Genomic DNA, 16,098 nt, shown 5'->3' with positions numbered 1-16,098 from the left:
TTGCGCGCTCAACCGCGTTCAGGCTGGAAGCGCACCACAAAACCCTTGAGATTTTGCTGTTTGCCGAGCAAATCACGCAGGCGATCGGCTTCTGCACGCTCAAGCAACGGACCGACAAAAACCCGATTCATCCCGCCGGAAGATCGAACGTAAGCGTTATACCCTTGATTACGAAGGGTTTTTTGAAGGTTGTCCGCACTCGCCCGATTGGAGAGGCTCACCAATTGAACCGACCAGCTGATCGGCAAGCCGTTGGGATCAACACGCTTTTGCGTGGTATCCAGCTTGGCCGGTGCCTGGGCAACCGTTTGTGCCGGGGTGACAGCCGGTGGCTTTGGGGCAACTGCTGCAGGCTTTGCAACCACAGGCGCGACAGGAGCCGTCGCCACCTGCTGCTCGACAACCGGCAATTCTTCCGGGACCGGCTCTTGGGCAATGACTTGCGGCTCCGGCACGGCAACTGGCTCGACCTGAACCGGCTGCATGACCGGAATCTGTGGCGCCGTGGGTGCATCCACCTGGATTTGACGCTGCTCGTCCTGACGCGAGAACAACATCGGAAGGAAAATCACGGCCAACGCCACCAATACCAGGGCGCCTACCATACGCTGCTTGAATACCTTATCCAGCAAAGCCATTTGCAGCCTCCTCCTTGGCACGCCGCTCCAACCACTCGAGCGCTTGCGCGACACAATAAAATGATCCGAACAACAGGATTTCGTCTTCGGGCGTAGCCCGTTCGCATTGAGCTTCGAGCGCGGCATCCACACTGTCATGGGCCGAGACCGAAGCACCAAGCCCCTGCAGCGCAGCCTGAACCTCAGCCGCCGACCGTGTCCGCGAGGTATTCAGCGGTGCAACCGCCCAATGCTCGACCGACGACGCGAGCTGTGACACTACGCCATCAAGGTCCTTGTCTGCCAGCAGACCGAACACGGCCAGGCGCTTGCCAGTGACAGGCCGCTGCGCCAAACGCCGCTCAAGGTACTCGGCCGCATGGGGGTTGTGCCCCACGTCCAGCAGCACATTCAAGGCTTTGCCTTTCCAGTTGAATTGGCGGCGATCCAGTCGACCCGTGACGCGAGTGCCAACCAGTGCACTGATGATGCGCGCCGGCTCCCATGGCAGATCGGTCAACGCATAGGCCTGCACCGCAAGCGCTGCGTTCTCCATGGGCAAATCCAGCAGCGCAATGTCACGCAGCTCCAGAACCTGCCCTTTCGCATCCAGGCCACGCCAGTGCCACACCTGCTCTGAACTGGCCAGATCGAAGTCACGGCCGCGCAAGAACAGCGGACAGCCCAGCTCCCTGGCCTTGTCGAGCAGGGTGTGAGGAGGATTGAGGTCGCCACAGAGGGCTGGCTTGCCCGCACGGAAGATCCCGGCCTTCTCAAAAGCCACCGATTCGCGGGTATTGCCCAGGTACTCGACATGATCGACACCGATGCTGGTCACCAGCGCCAGGTCGGCATCCACCAGATTGACCGCATCCAGACGTCCGCCCAAGCCGACTTCCAGCACTACGGCATCCAGCTGGGCACGCTCAAACAGCCAGAACGCTGCCAACGTACCCATTTCAAAATAAGTCAGGGAAGTCTCGCCCCGCCCCGCGTCCAAAGCCGCGAAGGCCTCGCACAGCAGTTCGTCGCTGACTTCAACCCCGTCAATCTGTACGCGCTCGTTATAGCGCAGCAAGTGGGGCGAACTGTAAACCCCCACCTTGAGCCCTTGCGCCTGCAGCAACGCTGCCACAAACGCACAGGTCGAGCCCTTGCCATTGGTGCCGGTAACCGTCACCACCCGAGGCGCGGGCTTTTGCAGCCCCATGCGGTTCGTTACCTCGCGTGCGCGATCCAGCCCCATATCAATGGCGGCCGGATGCAGCTGTTCAAGATAGGCGAGCCACTCGCCAAGGGTGCGCTGGGTCATAGGTTTGCAGGTGCCGGTGGAACAACGATGGTTTCAACAGGTGCCGCGACGAACACAGGTGTTGGCAAGCCCATCATCTGTGCCAGCAGGTTGCCCAGGCGTGGACGCAGCTCCTGACGCGCAATGATCAGGTCGATTGCGCCGTGCTCCAGCAGAAACTCGCTGCGCTGGAAGCCTTCTGGCAGTTTTTCGCGAACGGTCTGTTCGATAACCCGCGGACCGGCAAAGCCGATCAGGGCTTTAGGCTCAGCCACGATGACATCGCCCAGCATTGCCAGACTGGCCGAAACGCCGCCATAGACTGGGTCGGTCAGCACCGAGATGAACGGAATGCCCTCTTCACGCAGACGCGCCAGCACCGCAGAGGTCTTGGCCATTTGCATCAGGGAGATGAGTGCTTCCTGCATCCGCGCACCGCCTGAGGCTGCAAAGCAGATCATCGGGCAGCGGTTTTCCAGCGCGTAGTTGGCTGCACGCACGAAACGCTCGCCGACGATGGCGCCCATCGAGCCGCCCATGAACGAGAATTCAAAGGCAGACACAACCACCGGCATACCCAGCAACGTACCGCTCATGGAGATCAGCGCGTCTTTTTCGCCCGTCTGCTTTTGCGCGCCGACCAGACGATCCTTGTACTTTTTGCTGTCACGGAACTTGAGACGGTCAACCGGCTCCAGGTCTGCGCCCAACTCGGCACGGCCGTCGGCATCCAGGAAGATATCGATGCGGGCACGCGCACCAATGCGCATGTGGTGATTACATTTCGGGCAAACGTCCAGGGTCTTTTCCAGCTCTGGACGATAAAGCACAGCGTCGCAAGACGGGCATTTGTGCCACAGGCCTTCAGGTACCGAGCTCTTTTTGACCTCGGAACGCATGATCGAAGGAATCAGCTTGTCTACCAACCAGTTGCTCATGCTTTCTTTCTCCAGTACCGGTGGCCAGAACAGTTGAGTTCAGGCCCCGTGTATGCCCTTGAGCTAAATTCATTAGGTGTGTGGCGATGATTGCAGGAACTGCGGTCAGCACACGGCAAACCAGCGAAACCCTGCAACCCTCAGCCTCCCGACAGCACGCCCCAGAGCGGCCGCCACTTTAATTTCTGCCCGTCAAACCACCGGGCCCGCCTGCTTTGCAGAACGGTAATGATGGACGGCGGCAGACTGCCAGCCGTCACATCGGGCATCAGTTTGTTACACGCACTGCCTGCATAAAGGCGCGAATCTTGTCGTGATCCTTGATGCCCTTGCTCTTTTCTACTCCGCCACTGACATCAACGGCATAAGGACGCACCTGAGCAATGGCACCTGCAACGTTCTCGACCGTGAGGCCACCCGCCAAAATAATCGGCTTGCTCAGACCCTGCGGTATCAAAGACCAGTCAAACGCCTGACCGGTTCCACCGGGCACACCTTCGACATAGGCATCGAGCAAAATACCGCTGGCGCCTGCATACGCGTTGCAGGCACCGGCGATGTCATCACCGGCCTTTACGCGCAATGCCTTGATATAAGGACGGTGATAACCCTGACACTGCTCCGGGGTCTCATCGCCATGAAACTGCAGCAAATCAAGCGGTACGGCATCCAGGGTTTCGTTGAGCTCACAGGCACTGGCATTGACGAACAACCCGACCGTCGTCACAAAAGGTGGCAGGGCCGCAATGATGGCTCGCGCTTGCAACGCCGTTACGGCACGGGGGCTTTTTGCGTAAAACACAAAACCCAAGGCGTCAGCTCCGGCCTCGACCGCAGCCAGAGCGTCTTCTATGCGGGTAATACCGCAGATCTTGCTGCGAACAACGGACATCTCGATAACACCCCGAACGCGAAAGCCCCGGATGGTAACAAATGCTTATCCGGGCGTCAGCCGTCCAGTTCGGTAAAACCGGTCAAGAAATGTGGGCCTATGTAACGTTCCGGCAATTGAAACTCATCGCGGTATTCAACTTGCACCAGATACAAGCCATAAGGATGTGCCGTCACACCACCCGAGCGACGGGTTCGACTCTCCAGTACTTCCTTGATCCACTCTACCGGGCGCTCTCCCGTACCGATGGTCATCAGCACACCGGCAATGTTGCGCACCATGTGATGCAGAAATGCACTGGCGCGAATATCCAGTACGATCATTCGCCCGTGACGGGTCACGCGCAAATGGTGCATTTCCTTGATCGGGGACTTGGCCTGGCATTGACCGGCGCGAAACGCACTGAAGTCATGCACACCCAACAAGTACTGGGCAGCCTCGGCCATGCGCTCTACGTCCAGCGGACGATGATTCCAGGTGATTTCCTGATTCAAGTGCGCGGGGCGGATCTGGTCGTTGTAGATCACATAGCGGTAGCGCCTGGCAATGGCCTTGAAGCGCGCATGAAAATCCGCAGGCATGACCTTCGCCCAACTGACACTGATGTCATGGGGCAAGTTGATATTGGCGCCCATGACCCAGGCTTTCAACGAGCGCTCGGCCTGGGTATCAAAGTGCACGACTTGCCCGCAGGCATGCACACCGGCGTCTGTTCGCCCGGCGCACATCAACGAAACCGGAGAGGCCGCGACCTTTGACAAGGCGTTTTCCAGGGTTTCCTGGACAGTCAGCACACCATTGGCCTGACGCTGCCAGCCGCTGTAGCGCGAGCCTTTGTATTCCACGCCAAGCGCGATTCGGAAAAAACCGTCGGCAGCCATTTCAGCGGCTGGGTTATCTATATTTGCCAAGGACTTACAGCCTGCTCATAAACGCAAAGGTGGCCATTATAAGGCGCACCCGGCAAGACGCCATGAAACATTTCACCCAATCAGGTCAACCGCGCCAGCATTTCCAGGGCTTCAGCCTGCTGCTGGGCATTACCCTCCTCCATGACTTCAGTCAAGATATCCCGCGCACCTTCGTCATCGCCCATGTCGATATAGGCCTGGGCCAGATCGAGCTTGGTGGCGGTTTCGTCGGCGCCCGACAGGAAGTCGAACTCGGGCTCATCATCGGCAAAAGGCTCAGCCAGGGTTGACTGCTCAAGGCTTTGGGACAGTCGATGCAACTCGGCATTGACCTTGTCCAGCTCCAGAGAAAAGCTGTCAGGCTCAACACTCGCCGGGGCGCTTTCATCCGCCAGGGACAAGTCGAAATCCGCCGGCAGGCCCAGATCAAAGTCCGAGAGCTCTTCACGGGCAGCCTGAGCTTCAGCCTGTTGTTCAAGAACCGCTTCAAAACTGTCGACTGCAGGCTTGTCCTTGCCCGGCAGATCGGCAGACACCACCGCAGGTGACGCGGCCTCAAGCTCGTCGAGGCTCAGGTCGAAATCGTGGTCAAACTCATCTACAGGAGGAGCAGTCACAGGCTCGGACTCTACCTCGCGATCGTCACGCATCATCTCCTGGACGAATTGTGCTTGAAGTTGCGTTGCCACGGCCGCCGTGGCGATGCCCGCCGCCGCAGCCACCAGCATGCCCGGATAGCGCTTTTTAAGCTGCTCGACCTCGGCGTGGTTCTTGCCATTGGCAACCAACTGGCGCTCTTGGGCGACAAAGGCTTCACGCTCACCCAGCTCGCCATAAACCTGCATCAGCTTGAGACGCAAATCACTGCGCTGCGGAGCCTGATCGATCGATGCCTTGAGCAGCGCTGCGGCTTCACGCAACTGACGTTGCTCGATCAGTTGCTCCGCCTGTTCCAGTACATCAGCAGCAGGTTTGGCCAACGACACGAGGGCAATCACGGGCGCTATCACTTCAGCTTCAGGCACTGACACTGGTGCCGGTGCCGGTGCCGGTGCCGGTGCCGGTGCCGGTGCCGGTGCCGGTGCCGGCTCGAGCCTGACGCTGCGCGATGGAGTCTCCAACCCTTCAAAACTGCTCTGCGGCATGTCCAGATCAACTGAAAAATCGGACTCCACTTCGAGTTCCCGAGCCATCCGCGCATGCTTTTCGGCTGCCTGCAGCGCTTTACGCCGACGCGCCATCAAGAGAAGAAGGAGCAGCAACAACACCGCCCCGCCACCCATCAGCCCAAGCAACATCGGGCTTGCCAGCAGATCCTGGATTTTTCGCTCCGCGCTTGGCGGTGCAGTGCTTCCAACAGGGCTTGGTGGGACTGCGGTAGCGGGTACACCCTCAAGCGCCGGGGCTATATCCGCTTCAGGCGCGTCCGCCGCCTGGGCGACGATTTGTGCCGGTATCGCCGCCGCTGGGTCGGCAGGCAGCGCTTTTTCGGCTTCAAGCTTGGCCAACTGATCATTCTTCAACACGATCAAACGCTGAAGCTTGTCCAACTGGCTTTGCAAATCTTTCATCCGGCTTTGCAGCTCGGCATTTTCACGGCGACTGGTGTCCAGCCCCTCCTGGGTCATTGCCAGCTTGTCGCTCACATTGCTGGCGTCCCCTGCAACACCCTTGCCTGCCGCCTTGCCCGCCTGGCCCGACACCAGGCTCAAACCGTCCCGCGCCACAGCCTTGGCAGGAGATGTCGATTCAGGCTTGCGACCGGTTGCATCCAGCTGCTGAGCCAGCGGCACCGTGCGACGGCCATTGCGCCAATCGGCATTTTGCGAGGCCACTTCGTTGACAGCCTTGGCCTGGGGCAACTGGACGCTTTGACCCGCGTCCGGCAAGCGCAGCACCTGACCGGTTTTAAGGCGGTTGATATTACCGTTGATGAAGGCATCAGGGTTCAGGGCCTGAATCGCCAGCATGGTCTGCTGCACCGAGCCGCCATTGCGTGCCTTGGCCGCGATTTCCCACAAGGTGTCACGGGCCGATGTCGTGTAATGCGCTGGTTGCGCAGAGTCAGGCGCAGAGGTTGATGCCGCCGCTGCGGTCTGAGGCGAGAACTTTGCAGGGTCGAGCAACACGCTGTAGTCGCGCATCAAACGGCCGTTAGGCCACATCACCTGCACCAGGAATTTTACGAAAGGTTCGGACAAAGGCTGACTGGAAGTGACGCGCAATACGCTCTTGCCATCCGCGTTGATCACCGGAGTAAAACGCAGATCATCCAGAAATGCCGGACGCGGCACCCCTGCCTTGCTGAACTCCTGCTCGGGAGCCAGGCTCGGCACCACTTGCGCTGCGGTCAGATCCTTGACGTCCAGCAGCTCGATTTCTGCAAGCAATGGCTGGTTCTGGGTCGACTTGAGCGTCAGCTCCCCGAGCCCGAGCGCGTGTGCCATACCGGATGACAGCGCCGAAGCGGCGGCGATTGCTAACACTAATTTGCGAACCTGAACCATAGCCTCTTCCTTATTGGTACAGGCCTCGTCCCGCGAGACCTGTAGAGCTGCTGCCTGAAAGCAACCTGACTGCGACGACCGGCGCTGGAACCCTGTGACAACCTGCTACAAATTGGCGCCAAGTATCTTTTACAGCAGGTCTTTTATCAACAACTCAGCCAACTGTACGGCGTTCAACGCAGCACCCTTGCGCACGTTGTCCGAGGTCAGCCACAGATTGAGCTGCGAAGTGTCGTCCACACCGTGACGGACACGACCGACATACACCACGTCCTGACCCACCGCGTCCCCTACGGCTGTAGGGTAGTCGCCCTCTTCAACCAGCTCGATACAATCGCCAGCTTCGAGCGCCGCATTGACCCCGGCCAGATCCACCGGCCCGGCCAGTTGCAAGGACACACTAAAGCTATCGCCAAAAAACACCGGCGCTTGAATGCATGTGACCGAAATTTTCAGTGCTGGCATGCCCAAGACTTCGCGCAACTCCGTCACCAGGCGTTTTTCCAGCGGAACATGGCCCTGGGCATCTGGTTTGCCGACTTGCGCCAGCAGGTTGAACGCCATCTGGCGATCAAAAAAGCTTGTTTCCAGCGGATGCAGATTCAGCAACGCCGTGGTTTGGCGCGCCAACTCGGAAACCGCTTCACGCCCCTGGGCAGACACTGCCAGGCACGCAGTCACACTCACCTGTTGAATGTCCAGCAAGCCGCGCAACGGGGCCAGGGCTACTGCCAGGGCGGTGGCCGAAGGGCTCGGGCTGCTGACCTGCACAGGCTTTTGCAACGTTGCCAGAACCGGCGCATTCGCCTCAGGCACCACGTGAGGCGCTTGAGCCGAAGGCAGTGCACCTGACAAATCGATCACAATGCAGCCGGCTGCGCTGGCTTTGGCGGCAAAGCTCAAGGTCACGCCAGGCCCTGCGGCAAAGAAAGCCAACTGAACCTTGCTGAAATCGAACTCGTCGACTTCGCGCACTCTCACGTTCTTGCCGCGAAAAGGCACCGAATGCCCAACTGACTCACTGCTGGCCAGCAGGTGCAAATCCGCAACCGGGAAATCCCGTTCTTCCAGGATCTGTACGATGGTTTCGCCGACGGTGCCGGTGGCGCCAACAACGGCGATATCAAAGGACTGGCTCATGTGTCTACCTCAGGCGAAACGTGGGGAGCGGCACTTTACCGGTCGCAACTGCGACAGGCAACGCAACCGACATATTTGATCCTGCCAAGTTGACTGCGGGAGCGGGCTTGAGCAAGGCTACAGATGCACGGAGTTCTCATGTCCTGCCCAATAAAAAACCCGCCACTCTTGCGAGAGGCGGGCCTTTTACTTGCCAGGAAGCATTAACGCTCCAGCAAGATCCGCAGCATGCGACGCAACGGCTCAGCCGCACCCCACAGCAACTGGTCGCCTACGGTGAAAGCACCGAGGAATTGCGAACCCATGTTCAGCTTGCGCAGACGGCCAACCGGTACATTCAGGGTACCTGTCACCTTGGTCGGGCTCAGCTCCTGAATACTGGCTTCACGCTGATTCGGCACCAGCTTGACCCACGGGTTGTGCTGGCTGATCAGGTCTTCGATATCAGCAATCGGCACATCCTTGTTCAGCTTGATGGTCAATGCCTGGCTGTGGCAACGCATTGCACCGATACGCACGCAAATACCGTCCACCGGAACCGGGTTCTTGAAGCGCCCCAGGATCTTGTTGGTTTCAGCCTGCGCCTTCCATTCTTCGCGGCTCTGACCGTTTGGCAGCTCTTTATCGATCCACGGGATCAAGCTGCCGGCCAGTGGCACGCCGAAGTTCTCGGTCGGGTACGCATCACTGCGCATGGCTTGCGCAACACGACGGTCAATGTCGAGGATGGCGCTGGCCGGATCAGCCAGTTGATCTGCGACCGCAGCATGGGTCGCGCCCATTTGCTTGATCAGCTCACGCATGTTCTGCGCGCCGGCGCCCGAGGCCGCCTGGTAGGTCATGGCACTCATCCATTCCACCAGACCCGCTTCGAACAGGCCGCCCAGGCCCATGAGCATCAGGCTGACGGTGCAGTTGCCGCCGATGTAGTTCTTGGTGCCCGCATCCAGTTGCTGGTCGATCACCTTGCGGTTGACCGGGTCCAGAATAATGACCGCGTCATCCTGCATCCGCAGGCTCGAAGCCGCATCGATCCAGTAACCTTGCCAACCCGCCTCACGCAGCTTGGGGAACACCTCGGTGGTGTAGTCGCCGCCCTGGCAGGTCAGAATCACATCGAGGGTTTTCAACTCTTCAATGTTGTAAGCATCCTTGAGCGGGGCAATCTCTTTGCCCACGGACGGACCTTGTCCACCGACATTGGAGGTAGTAAAAAACACGGGCTCAATAAGATCGAAATCCTGCTCTTCCAGCATCCGCTGCATGAGTACGGAACCAACCATACCGCGCCAACCGACCAGACCTACACGCTTCATCACAACGACACCTTTAACAAAAAGTGGGGTCGTTACTTCCACCAACAGGAAGTAACGGGCCAGAGAGATTACAGATTCTGTAGCGCGGCGACTACTGCATCGCCCATTTCCTGTGTTCCAACCTTGGTGCAACCCGCCGACCAGATGTCACCGGTACGCAAACCCTGATCCAGAACCAGGCTCACCGCCTGCTCAATGGCATCGGCCGCAGCACTCTGATTGAAGCTGTAACGCAGCATCATCGAGACCGACAAAATGGTTGCCAGCGGGTTGGCAATGCCCTGCCCCGCGATGTCCGGCGCCGAACCGTGGCACGGCTCGTACATGCCTTTATTGTTGGTATCCAGGGACGCCGACGGCAGCATGCCAATCGAGCCTGTGAGCATCGAGGCCTGATCGGACAGGATGTCGCCGAACATGTTCTCGGTCACGATCACGTCAAATTGCTTGGGCGCACGCACCAGCTGCATGGCAGCGTTGTCGACGTACATGTGGCTCAGTTCAACGTCCGGGTAGTCCTTGGCCACTTGCTCGACCACTTCACGCCACAGTTGGCTGGAAGCCAGCACGTTGGCCTTGTCTACCGAGCACAGCTTTTTGCCGCGAACACGGGCCATGTCGAAACCGACACGGGCGATGCGACGGATTTCACTTTCGCTGTACGGCAGCGTGTCATAGGCCTGACGCTCGCCGTTTTCCAGTTCGCGGGTGCCACGTGGCGCGCCGAAATAAATGCCGCCAGTCAGTTCGCGAACGATCAGGATATCCAGGCCCGCGACGATTTCAGGCTTGAGGCTTGAAGCATCCGCCAGCTGCGGGTACAGGATGGCCGGACGCAGGTTTCCGAACAGGCCCAATTGGGCACGGATTTTCAGCAGGCCGCGCTCAGGACGAATGTCGCGTTCGATCTTGTCCCATTTAGGGCCACCCACGGCGCCCAGCAGTACAGCGTCCGCAGCACGGGCGCGTTCCAGGGTCTCGTCGGCCAGCGGCACGCCATGCTTGTCGATGGCAGCACCGCCGATCACGTCGTGGGTCAGTTCAAAGTTCAGGTTGAACTTGTCGTTGGCCAATGCCAGCACCTTGACCGCTTCGGCCATGATTTCCGGACCGATACCGTCGCCTGGGAGAATCAGAATCTGCTTGCTCATGGGTTCCTCTTTTCTTGTCTGTTGATGCCCCCGCAGGCGCATCCTGAAATATTGGGGTTACTTCTCGGCCCACAGCACCAGCACATCGGTGCTGAACGTGCCATCGGCTTCAATCTCGAAATACTCGCGAACCTCGCTGCCCATCGCCTGCTGCAGTTGGCGAATGGCCGCGCTCATGACCTGCGGCGTGCGCATGCGCTCGATCCAGGAGCTGAACTCTAAACGCAAACGCTGACGCTGTGTGCTGCGCGTATGCAAACCGGCTTCACTGACCTGACGCAGCCATTCGCCCGCCGAGTAGTTGCGCACATGGCTGGTATCGCGCAGCACCTCGACCGCTTGCAGGTAAGTGTCCAGCAACGCACTGCCCGGAGACATCACATCAATAAACACCGCTACACCACCGGGCTTGAGTACCCGGCGAACTTCGCGCAGGGCCAGGCCGACGTCGTTCCAGTGATGGGTCGAATAACGGCTGAGTACGTAATCGAATTCACCGTCGGCAAAAGGCAGGCGCTCGGCCGCACCGCACACGGTGGTGATGTTGCCCAGTCCGCGATCGGTTGCCGCTGCACTGACCACATCGAGCATTGGCTGCGACAGGTCGTAGGCCACGACGTCCTTGACCAGTGCTGCAACGTGAAAGCTCACATGACCCGCACCACACCCCAGGTCCAGCACCCGCGCCTGCGGTTTGTCAGCCAGCTCAGCCTTTAGCAGGCCGAACTCAGTGCCTTGCGCGTGCACGGCGCTGCTCAGATAGGCCGACGCCTGTTCGCCGAACTGCTTTTGTACAACCTGGGTGTGCTGGGCGGTGCTGGTCATGTTGATGTCCTTGTTGAATCTGTAGTCGCTGCCGCAGGCTGCGATAGGGGTCGCGGAGATTCCAGAAAACGGGTTGCTACGCAACCCTTCGCAGCCTGCGGCAGCGACTACCAAGGCGTGTTATGCGTCGCGGAACAACCACGGCTGGCTTGCACGGTGCTTGCTTTCAAATGCGGCAATCGCTACGTCGTCCTGCAAGGTCAGACCGATATCGTCCAGGCCGTTGAGCAAACAATGCTTGCGAAACGCATCGATCTCAAAGCTCAAGACCTTGCCATCAGGACGGGTCACGGTTTGTGCTTCAAGGTCGATATTGAGCTGGTAACCCGGCTCGGCTTCGACCTGGACAAACAGTTCATCCACTTCGGCGTCGCTCAAAATGATCGGCAACAAGCCATTCTTGAAGCTGTTATTGAAGAAGATGTCGGCATAACTCGGCGCGATGATGCTGCGAAAACCGTACTCTTCCAGCGCCCAGGGAGCGTGCTCACGGCTGGAGCCGCAACCGAAGTTTTCACGGGCCAGCAACACACTGGCGCCCTGATAACGCTCGGCATTGAGTACAAAGTCCTTGTTCAGCGGACGCTTGGAGTTGTCCTGATAAGGCTGCCCCACATCCAGGTAGCGCCATTCATCAAACAGGTTCGGACCAAAGCCGGTGCGTTTGATCGACTTCAAAAACTGCTTGGGAATGATTTGGTCCGTGTCCACGTTGGCTCGATCCAAAGGCGCGACCAAACCGGTGTGCTGAGTAAAAGCTTTCATGCTGCGCTCCTTAGATCAATTCGCGGACGTCGATGAAACGGCCGTTCACAGCGGCGGCGGCGGCCATTGCCGGGCTCACCAGGTGCGTACGGCCACCGGCACCCTGACGGCCCTCGAAGTTGCGGTTGGAGGTCGATGCGCAATGCTCGCCGGACTCCAGTCGATCCGGGTTCATCGCCAGGCACATCGAGCAACCTGGCTCACGCCATTCAAAACCGGCCTCCAGGAAAATCTTGTCCAGCCCTTCCGATTCAGCCTGGGCCTTGACCAGGCCCGAGCCCGGTACCACGATCGCCTGCTTGATGGTGGACGCCACTTTACGGCCTTTGGCAATCACGGCTGCAGCACGCAAGTCTTCAATTCGAGAGTTGGTGCACGAGCCGATAAACACGCGATCCAGCTGGATATCGGTGATCGCCTGATTAGCCGTCAAGCCCATGTACTTCAACGCACGTTCGATCGAGCCGCGCTTGACCAGGTCGGCTTCCTGCGCCGGATCCGGCACGTTCTGATCAACCGCCAATACCATCTCGGGCGAAGTACCCCAGCTGACTTGAGGCTTGATCTGGGCAGCGTCGAGTTCAACCACGGTATCGAAGGTTGCATCGCTGTCGGAAACCAGGTCTTTCCAGGCTTCGACTGCCATGTCCCATTCGGCGCCTTTAGGAGAGAACGGGCGACCCTTCACGTAATCGACCGTCTTCTGATCCGCCGCTACCAGGCCTACGCGGGCACCGGCTTCAATGGACATGTTGCAGATGGTCATGCGGCCTTCAACCGACAAGTCGCGGATCGCGCTGCCGGCAAACTCGATGGCGTGACCATTGCCGCCTGCGGTGCCGATCTTGCCGATCACTGCCAGTACGATGTCCTTGGCTGTCACGCCGAACGGCAATTGCCCTTCGACCGACACCAGCATGTTCTTCATTTTCTTGGCGACGAGACACTGCGTGGCGAGCACATGCTCAACCTCGGAGGTGCCGATGCCGTGGGCCAATGCACCGAATGCACCGTGGGTCGACGTGTGCGAGTCGCCGCAGACCACGGTCATGCCCGGCAAGGTGGCGCCCTGCTCCGGGCCGATCACGTGAACGATGCCCTGGCGCACGTCGTTCATCTTGAACTCGGTAATGCCGTACTCGTCGCAGTTGTCGTCGAGGGTCTGGACCTGCAAACGGGAAACTTCGTCAGCAATCGCTTCGATTCCGCCTTTGCGTTCCGGCGTGGTCGGTACGTTGTGGTCCGGGGTGGCGATGTTGGCATCGATGCGCCAAGGCTTGCGCCCGGCCAGACGCAGACCTTCAAAGGCCTGCGGCGACGTCACTTCATGAATGATGTGACGGTCGATATAGATCAGCGCCGATCCATCGTCGCGCTGCTTGACCAAATGCGAATCCCAGAGCTTGTCGTAGAGCGTTTTGCCGGCCATCAGACGGTTTCCTCATCAGCTACTTTTCTGTGCCAATAACCACTTGGCTTGTGAGGTCGATCCTATGGGGTTACAGTTAATAACTCAAATTCATAATTTTCATGCTTTGGATAACCAACAGGAATTCGAATAGATGGATCTCGCGAATCTCAATGCCTTTATTGCCATTGCTGAAACCGGCAGCTTTTCCGGGGCCGCCGAACGGCTGTTCCTGACCCAGCCCGCCATCAGTAAACGCATCGCCAGTATCGAGCAGCAACTCAAGCTCAGGCTGTTCGACCGGCTGGGGCGTGAGGTCAGCCTGACCGAGGCGGGACGGGCATTACTGCCACGGGCCTATCAGATTCTCAACGTGCTGGATGACACCCGCAGGGCGCTGAACAACCTCAATGGTGAGGTCAGCGGGCGTCTGACTCTGGCCACCAGCCATCACATTGGCCTGCACCGTCTGCCGCCTTTGCTGCGCGAGTTCACCCGCACTTATCCCAAAGTCGCGCTGGACATTCAGTTCCTGGATTCAGAGGTGGCCTATGACGAAATTCTCCATGGCCGCGCCGAACTGGCCGTGATCACCCTCGCACCGGAACCTCACTCCCTGATTCGGGCCGTCCCCGTTTGGGATGATCCCCTGGACTTCGTGGTCGCCCCCGAGCACAGCCTGACCCGGAAAAAGGCGGTCAGCATGGCGGATATCGCGCGTCATCCGGCGGTGTTCCCTGGCGGCAATACCTTCACCCACCATATTGTCCATCGCCTGTTTGAAGCCCAGGGCCTTACCCCCAATATCGCCATGAGCACCAACTACCTGGAAACCATCAAAATGATGGTCTCCATCGGGCTGGCCTGGAGCGTACTGCCGCGCACCATGCTCGACGAGCAAGTGGCATCGATTGCCTTGCCCGGCATCCAGTTGACGCGCCAGCTGGGTTATATCCTGCATACGGAGCGAACCCTGTCCAATGCGGCCCATGCCTTCATGACCCTTCTGGACAGCCAGGTCGACACCCGGCCCCTTCAAACGGACGACGCACCACTAAGCAGACCCGTGAAATAATCCGGCGCATTTGGCCCACTAAAACAACAAGGATCCGCCATGCAAGCTCCTGACATTTTCATCCTCAGCGCCCAGCGAACGGCCATTGGTACGTTTGGTGGCGCACTCAAGGACGTACCTCTGGCCGACCTGGCCACCACCGCCGTAAAGGCTGCGTTGCTGAGCAGCCAGGTCGATCCCGAGCGCATCGGCCACGTGGTGATGGGCAACGTGATTCCAACCGAGCCCCAGGATGCCTACCTGGCGCGAGTCGCCGCGATCAATGCCGGGATCCCCAAAGAAACCCCGGCCTATAACGTCAATCGCCTCTGCGGTTCCGGCTTGCAGGCCATTATTTCGGCCGCCCACACCCTGATGCTCGGCGATGCCGAATTTGCCATTGGCGCCGGGGCCGAAGCCATGAGCCGTGGCCCGTACCTGCTGCCTGCTGCCCGTTGGGGGGCGCGCATGGGGGATGGGAAGATGCTCGATTACATGCTCGGCATTCTGCACGACCCGTTCCACGGTATTCATATGGGCGTCACCGCCGAGAACATCGCCCAGCGCAACAGCATCAGCCGCCAGACCCAGGATGCCCTGGCATTTGAAGACCAGCAGCGCGCAGCGCGCGCCATCGCCCAGGGGTACTTCGACAGTCAGATCGCCGCAGTTGAGGTACGCAGCCGCAAGGGCAGCGTGATGTTCAGTCAGGATGAACACCCGCGGGCCACCACCCTGGAACAGCTGGCGCAGATGAAACCTGCGTTCAAGAAGGACGGCAGCGTGACCGCAGGCAACGCATCAGGGCTCAATGACGGTGCAGCGGCGCTGGTGTTGGCCAGTGGCGCTGCGGTACAGGCTGGCAACCTGACACCAATGGCCCGCCTGGTGGCGTATGCCCATGCCGGGGTAGAACCCGAATTGATGGGCCTTGGACCGATTCCGGCAACGCGCCTGGCGCTTAAACGGGCGGGGTTGAACATTGAAGACATGGACGTCATCGAAGCCAATATAGCCTTCGCCGCCCAAGCCTGCGCCGTGATGCAGGAGCTGGACATGGACCCGGCCAAGGTCAACCCCAATGGCTCGGGGATCGCCCTGGGGCACCCGGTTGGCGCCACCGGCGCGATCATCGCCACCAAGGCCATCCATGAACTGCACCGGATCAAGGGCCGTTACGCCCTGGCAACCATGTGCATCGGCGGCGGCCAGGGCATCGCGGTGATTTTCGAACGGGTTTGAACCCTAGTACATGAGTGGGAGCGGGCTTGCTCGCGATGCAG

Annotated in this window: 14 protein-coding genes; 2 read left to right on the top strand and 12 right to left on the bottom strand. The window is 59.4% G+C overall.

Annotation, left to right across the window (positions count from 1 at the left end; all coding sequences use genetic code 11):
- Nucleotides 1-8: 8 nt before the first annotated feature.
- From VSQ83_RS09180 to leuC, 12 genes are all read right to left on the bottom strand, one after another.
- Complete coding sequence (locus VSQ83_RS09180; RefSeq protein ID WP_133079407.1) at nt 9-638, bottom strand: SPOR domain-containing protein; 630 nt, start codon at nt 636-638, stop codon at nt 9-11.
- A complete protein-coding gene (gene folC / locus VSQ83_RS09175) occupies nt 622-1,929 on the bottom strand; it encodes a bifunctional tetrahydrofolate synthase/dihydrofolate synthase (protein ID WP_133079408.1) in 1,308 nt (435 codons plus the stop codon). Before folC ends, VSQ83_RS09180 begins: the two co-directional genes overlap by 17 nt.
- Nucleotides 1,926-2,846, bottom strand: a complete 921-nt coding sequence (accD, locus tag VSQ83_RS09170) for an acetyl-CoA carboxylase, carboxyltransferase subunit beta (RefSeq protein ID WP_095028327.1) — start codon at nt 2,844-2,846, stop codon at nt 1,926-1,928. The genes folC and accD overlap by 4 nt, the downstream gene beginning before the upstream one ends.
- 268 nt (nt 2,847-3,114) lie before the next feature.
- Nucleotides 3,115-3,738 carry a phosphoribosylanthranilate isomerase gene (locus VSQ83_RS09165; RefSeq protein WP_133079409.1) on the bottom strand — a complete coding sequence of 208 codons (624 nt, stop codon included), beginning with the start codon at nt 3,736-3,738 and terminating at the stop codon, nt 3,115-3,117.
- Nucleotides 3,739-3,794: 56 nt separating this feature from the next.
- Nucleotides 3,795-4,619: a tRNA pseudouridine(38-40) synthase TruA gene (gene truA / locus VSQ83_RS09160; RefSeq protein ID WP_133079419.1), complete on the bottom strand. Its 825-nt coding sequence runs from the start codon at nt 4,617-4,619 to the stop codon at nt 3,795-3,797.
- A gap of 110 nt (nt 4,620-4,729) precedes the next feature.
- Nucleotides 4,730-7,156, bottom strand: coding sequence for a FimV/HubP family polar landmark protein (locus VSQ83_RS09155; protein ID WP_326426150.1), 2,427 nt, complete (start codon nt 7,154-7,156; stop codon nt 4,730-4,732).
- Nucleotides 7,157-7,285: 129 nt separating this feature from the next.
- Complete coding sequence (locus VSQ83_RS09150; RefSeq protein WP_326426148.1) at nt 7,286-8,296, bottom strand: aspartate-semialdehyde dehydrogenase; 1,011 nt, start codon at nt 8,294-8,296, stop codon at nt 7,286-7,288.
- 203 nt (nt 8,297-8,499) lie between these two features.
- Nucleotides 8,500-9,612 (bottom strand): aspartate-semialdehyde dehydrogenase, encoded by a 1,113-nt coding sequence (gene asd, locus VSQ83_RS09145; protein WP_133079412.1) that lies wholly within the window; start codon nt 9,610-9,612, stop codon nt 8,500-8,502.
- A gap of 68 nt (nt 9,613-9,680) precedes the next feature.
- A complete protein-coding gene (leuB, locus tag VSQ83_RS09140; protein WP_133079413.1) occupies nt 9,681-10,763 on the bottom strand; it encodes a 3-isopropylmalate dehydrogenase in 1,083 nt (360 codons plus the stop codon).
- 57 nt (nt 10,764-10,820) lie between these two features.
- Nucleotides 10,821-11,588 carry a class I SAM-dependent methyltransferase gene (locus VSQ83_RS09135; RefSeq protein ID WP_133079414.1) on the bottom strand — a complete coding sequence of 256 codons (768 nt, stop codon included), beginning with the start codon at nt 11,586-11,588 and terminating at the stop codon, nt 10,821-10,823.
- A gap of 120 nt (nt 11,589-11,708) precedes the next feature.
- Nucleotides 11,709-12,353 (bottom strand): 3-isopropylmalate dehydratase small subunit, encoded by a 645-nt coding sequence (gene leuD / locus VSQ83_RS09130; protein WP_133079415.1) that lies wholly within the window; start codon nt 12,351-12,353, stop codon nt 11,709-11,711.
- Nucleotides 12,354-12,363: 10 nt separating this feature from the next.
- Nucleotides 12,364-13,782: a 3-isopropylmalate dehydratase large subunit gene (gene leuC / locus VSQ83_RS09125; protein WP_219261339.1), complete on the bottom strand. Its 1,419-nt coding sequence runs from the start codon at nt 13,780-13,782 to the stop codon at nt 12,364-12,366.
- Nucleotides 13,783-13,915: 133 nt separating this feature from the next.
- On the opposite strand from leuC, the gene VSQ83_RS09120 reads away from it, so the two are divergent.
- Together VSQ83_RS09120 and VSQ83_RS09115 are read left to right on the top strand one after the other, a co-directional pair.
- The gene (locus tag VSQ83_RS09120) at nt 13,916-14,836 is read left to right on the top strand and encodes a LysR family transcriptional regulator (RefSeq protein WP_326426143.1); all 921 of its coding nucleotides are present in this window, start codon (nt 13,916-13,918) and stop codon (nt 14,834-14,836) included.
- Between the two features lie 39 nt (nt 14,837-14,875).
- A complete protein-coding gene (locus VSQ83_RS09115; RefSeq protein WP_219261337.1) occupies nt 14,876-16,057 on the top strand; it encodes an acetyl-CoA C-acyltransferase family protein in 1,182 nt (393 codons plus the stop codon).
- Nucleotides 16,058-16,098 lie beyond the last annotated feature (41 nt).

The organism is Pseudomonas sp. DSV-1 (assembly GCF_035830915.1).
Classification (GTDB): Bacteria; Pseudomonadota; Gammaproteobacteria; order Pseudomonadales; family Pseudomonadaceae; genus Aquipseudomonas.
The sequence above is the reverse complement of the archived record's forward strand: the minus strand, read 5'-3'. Positions and strand labels throughout refer to the sequence as shown.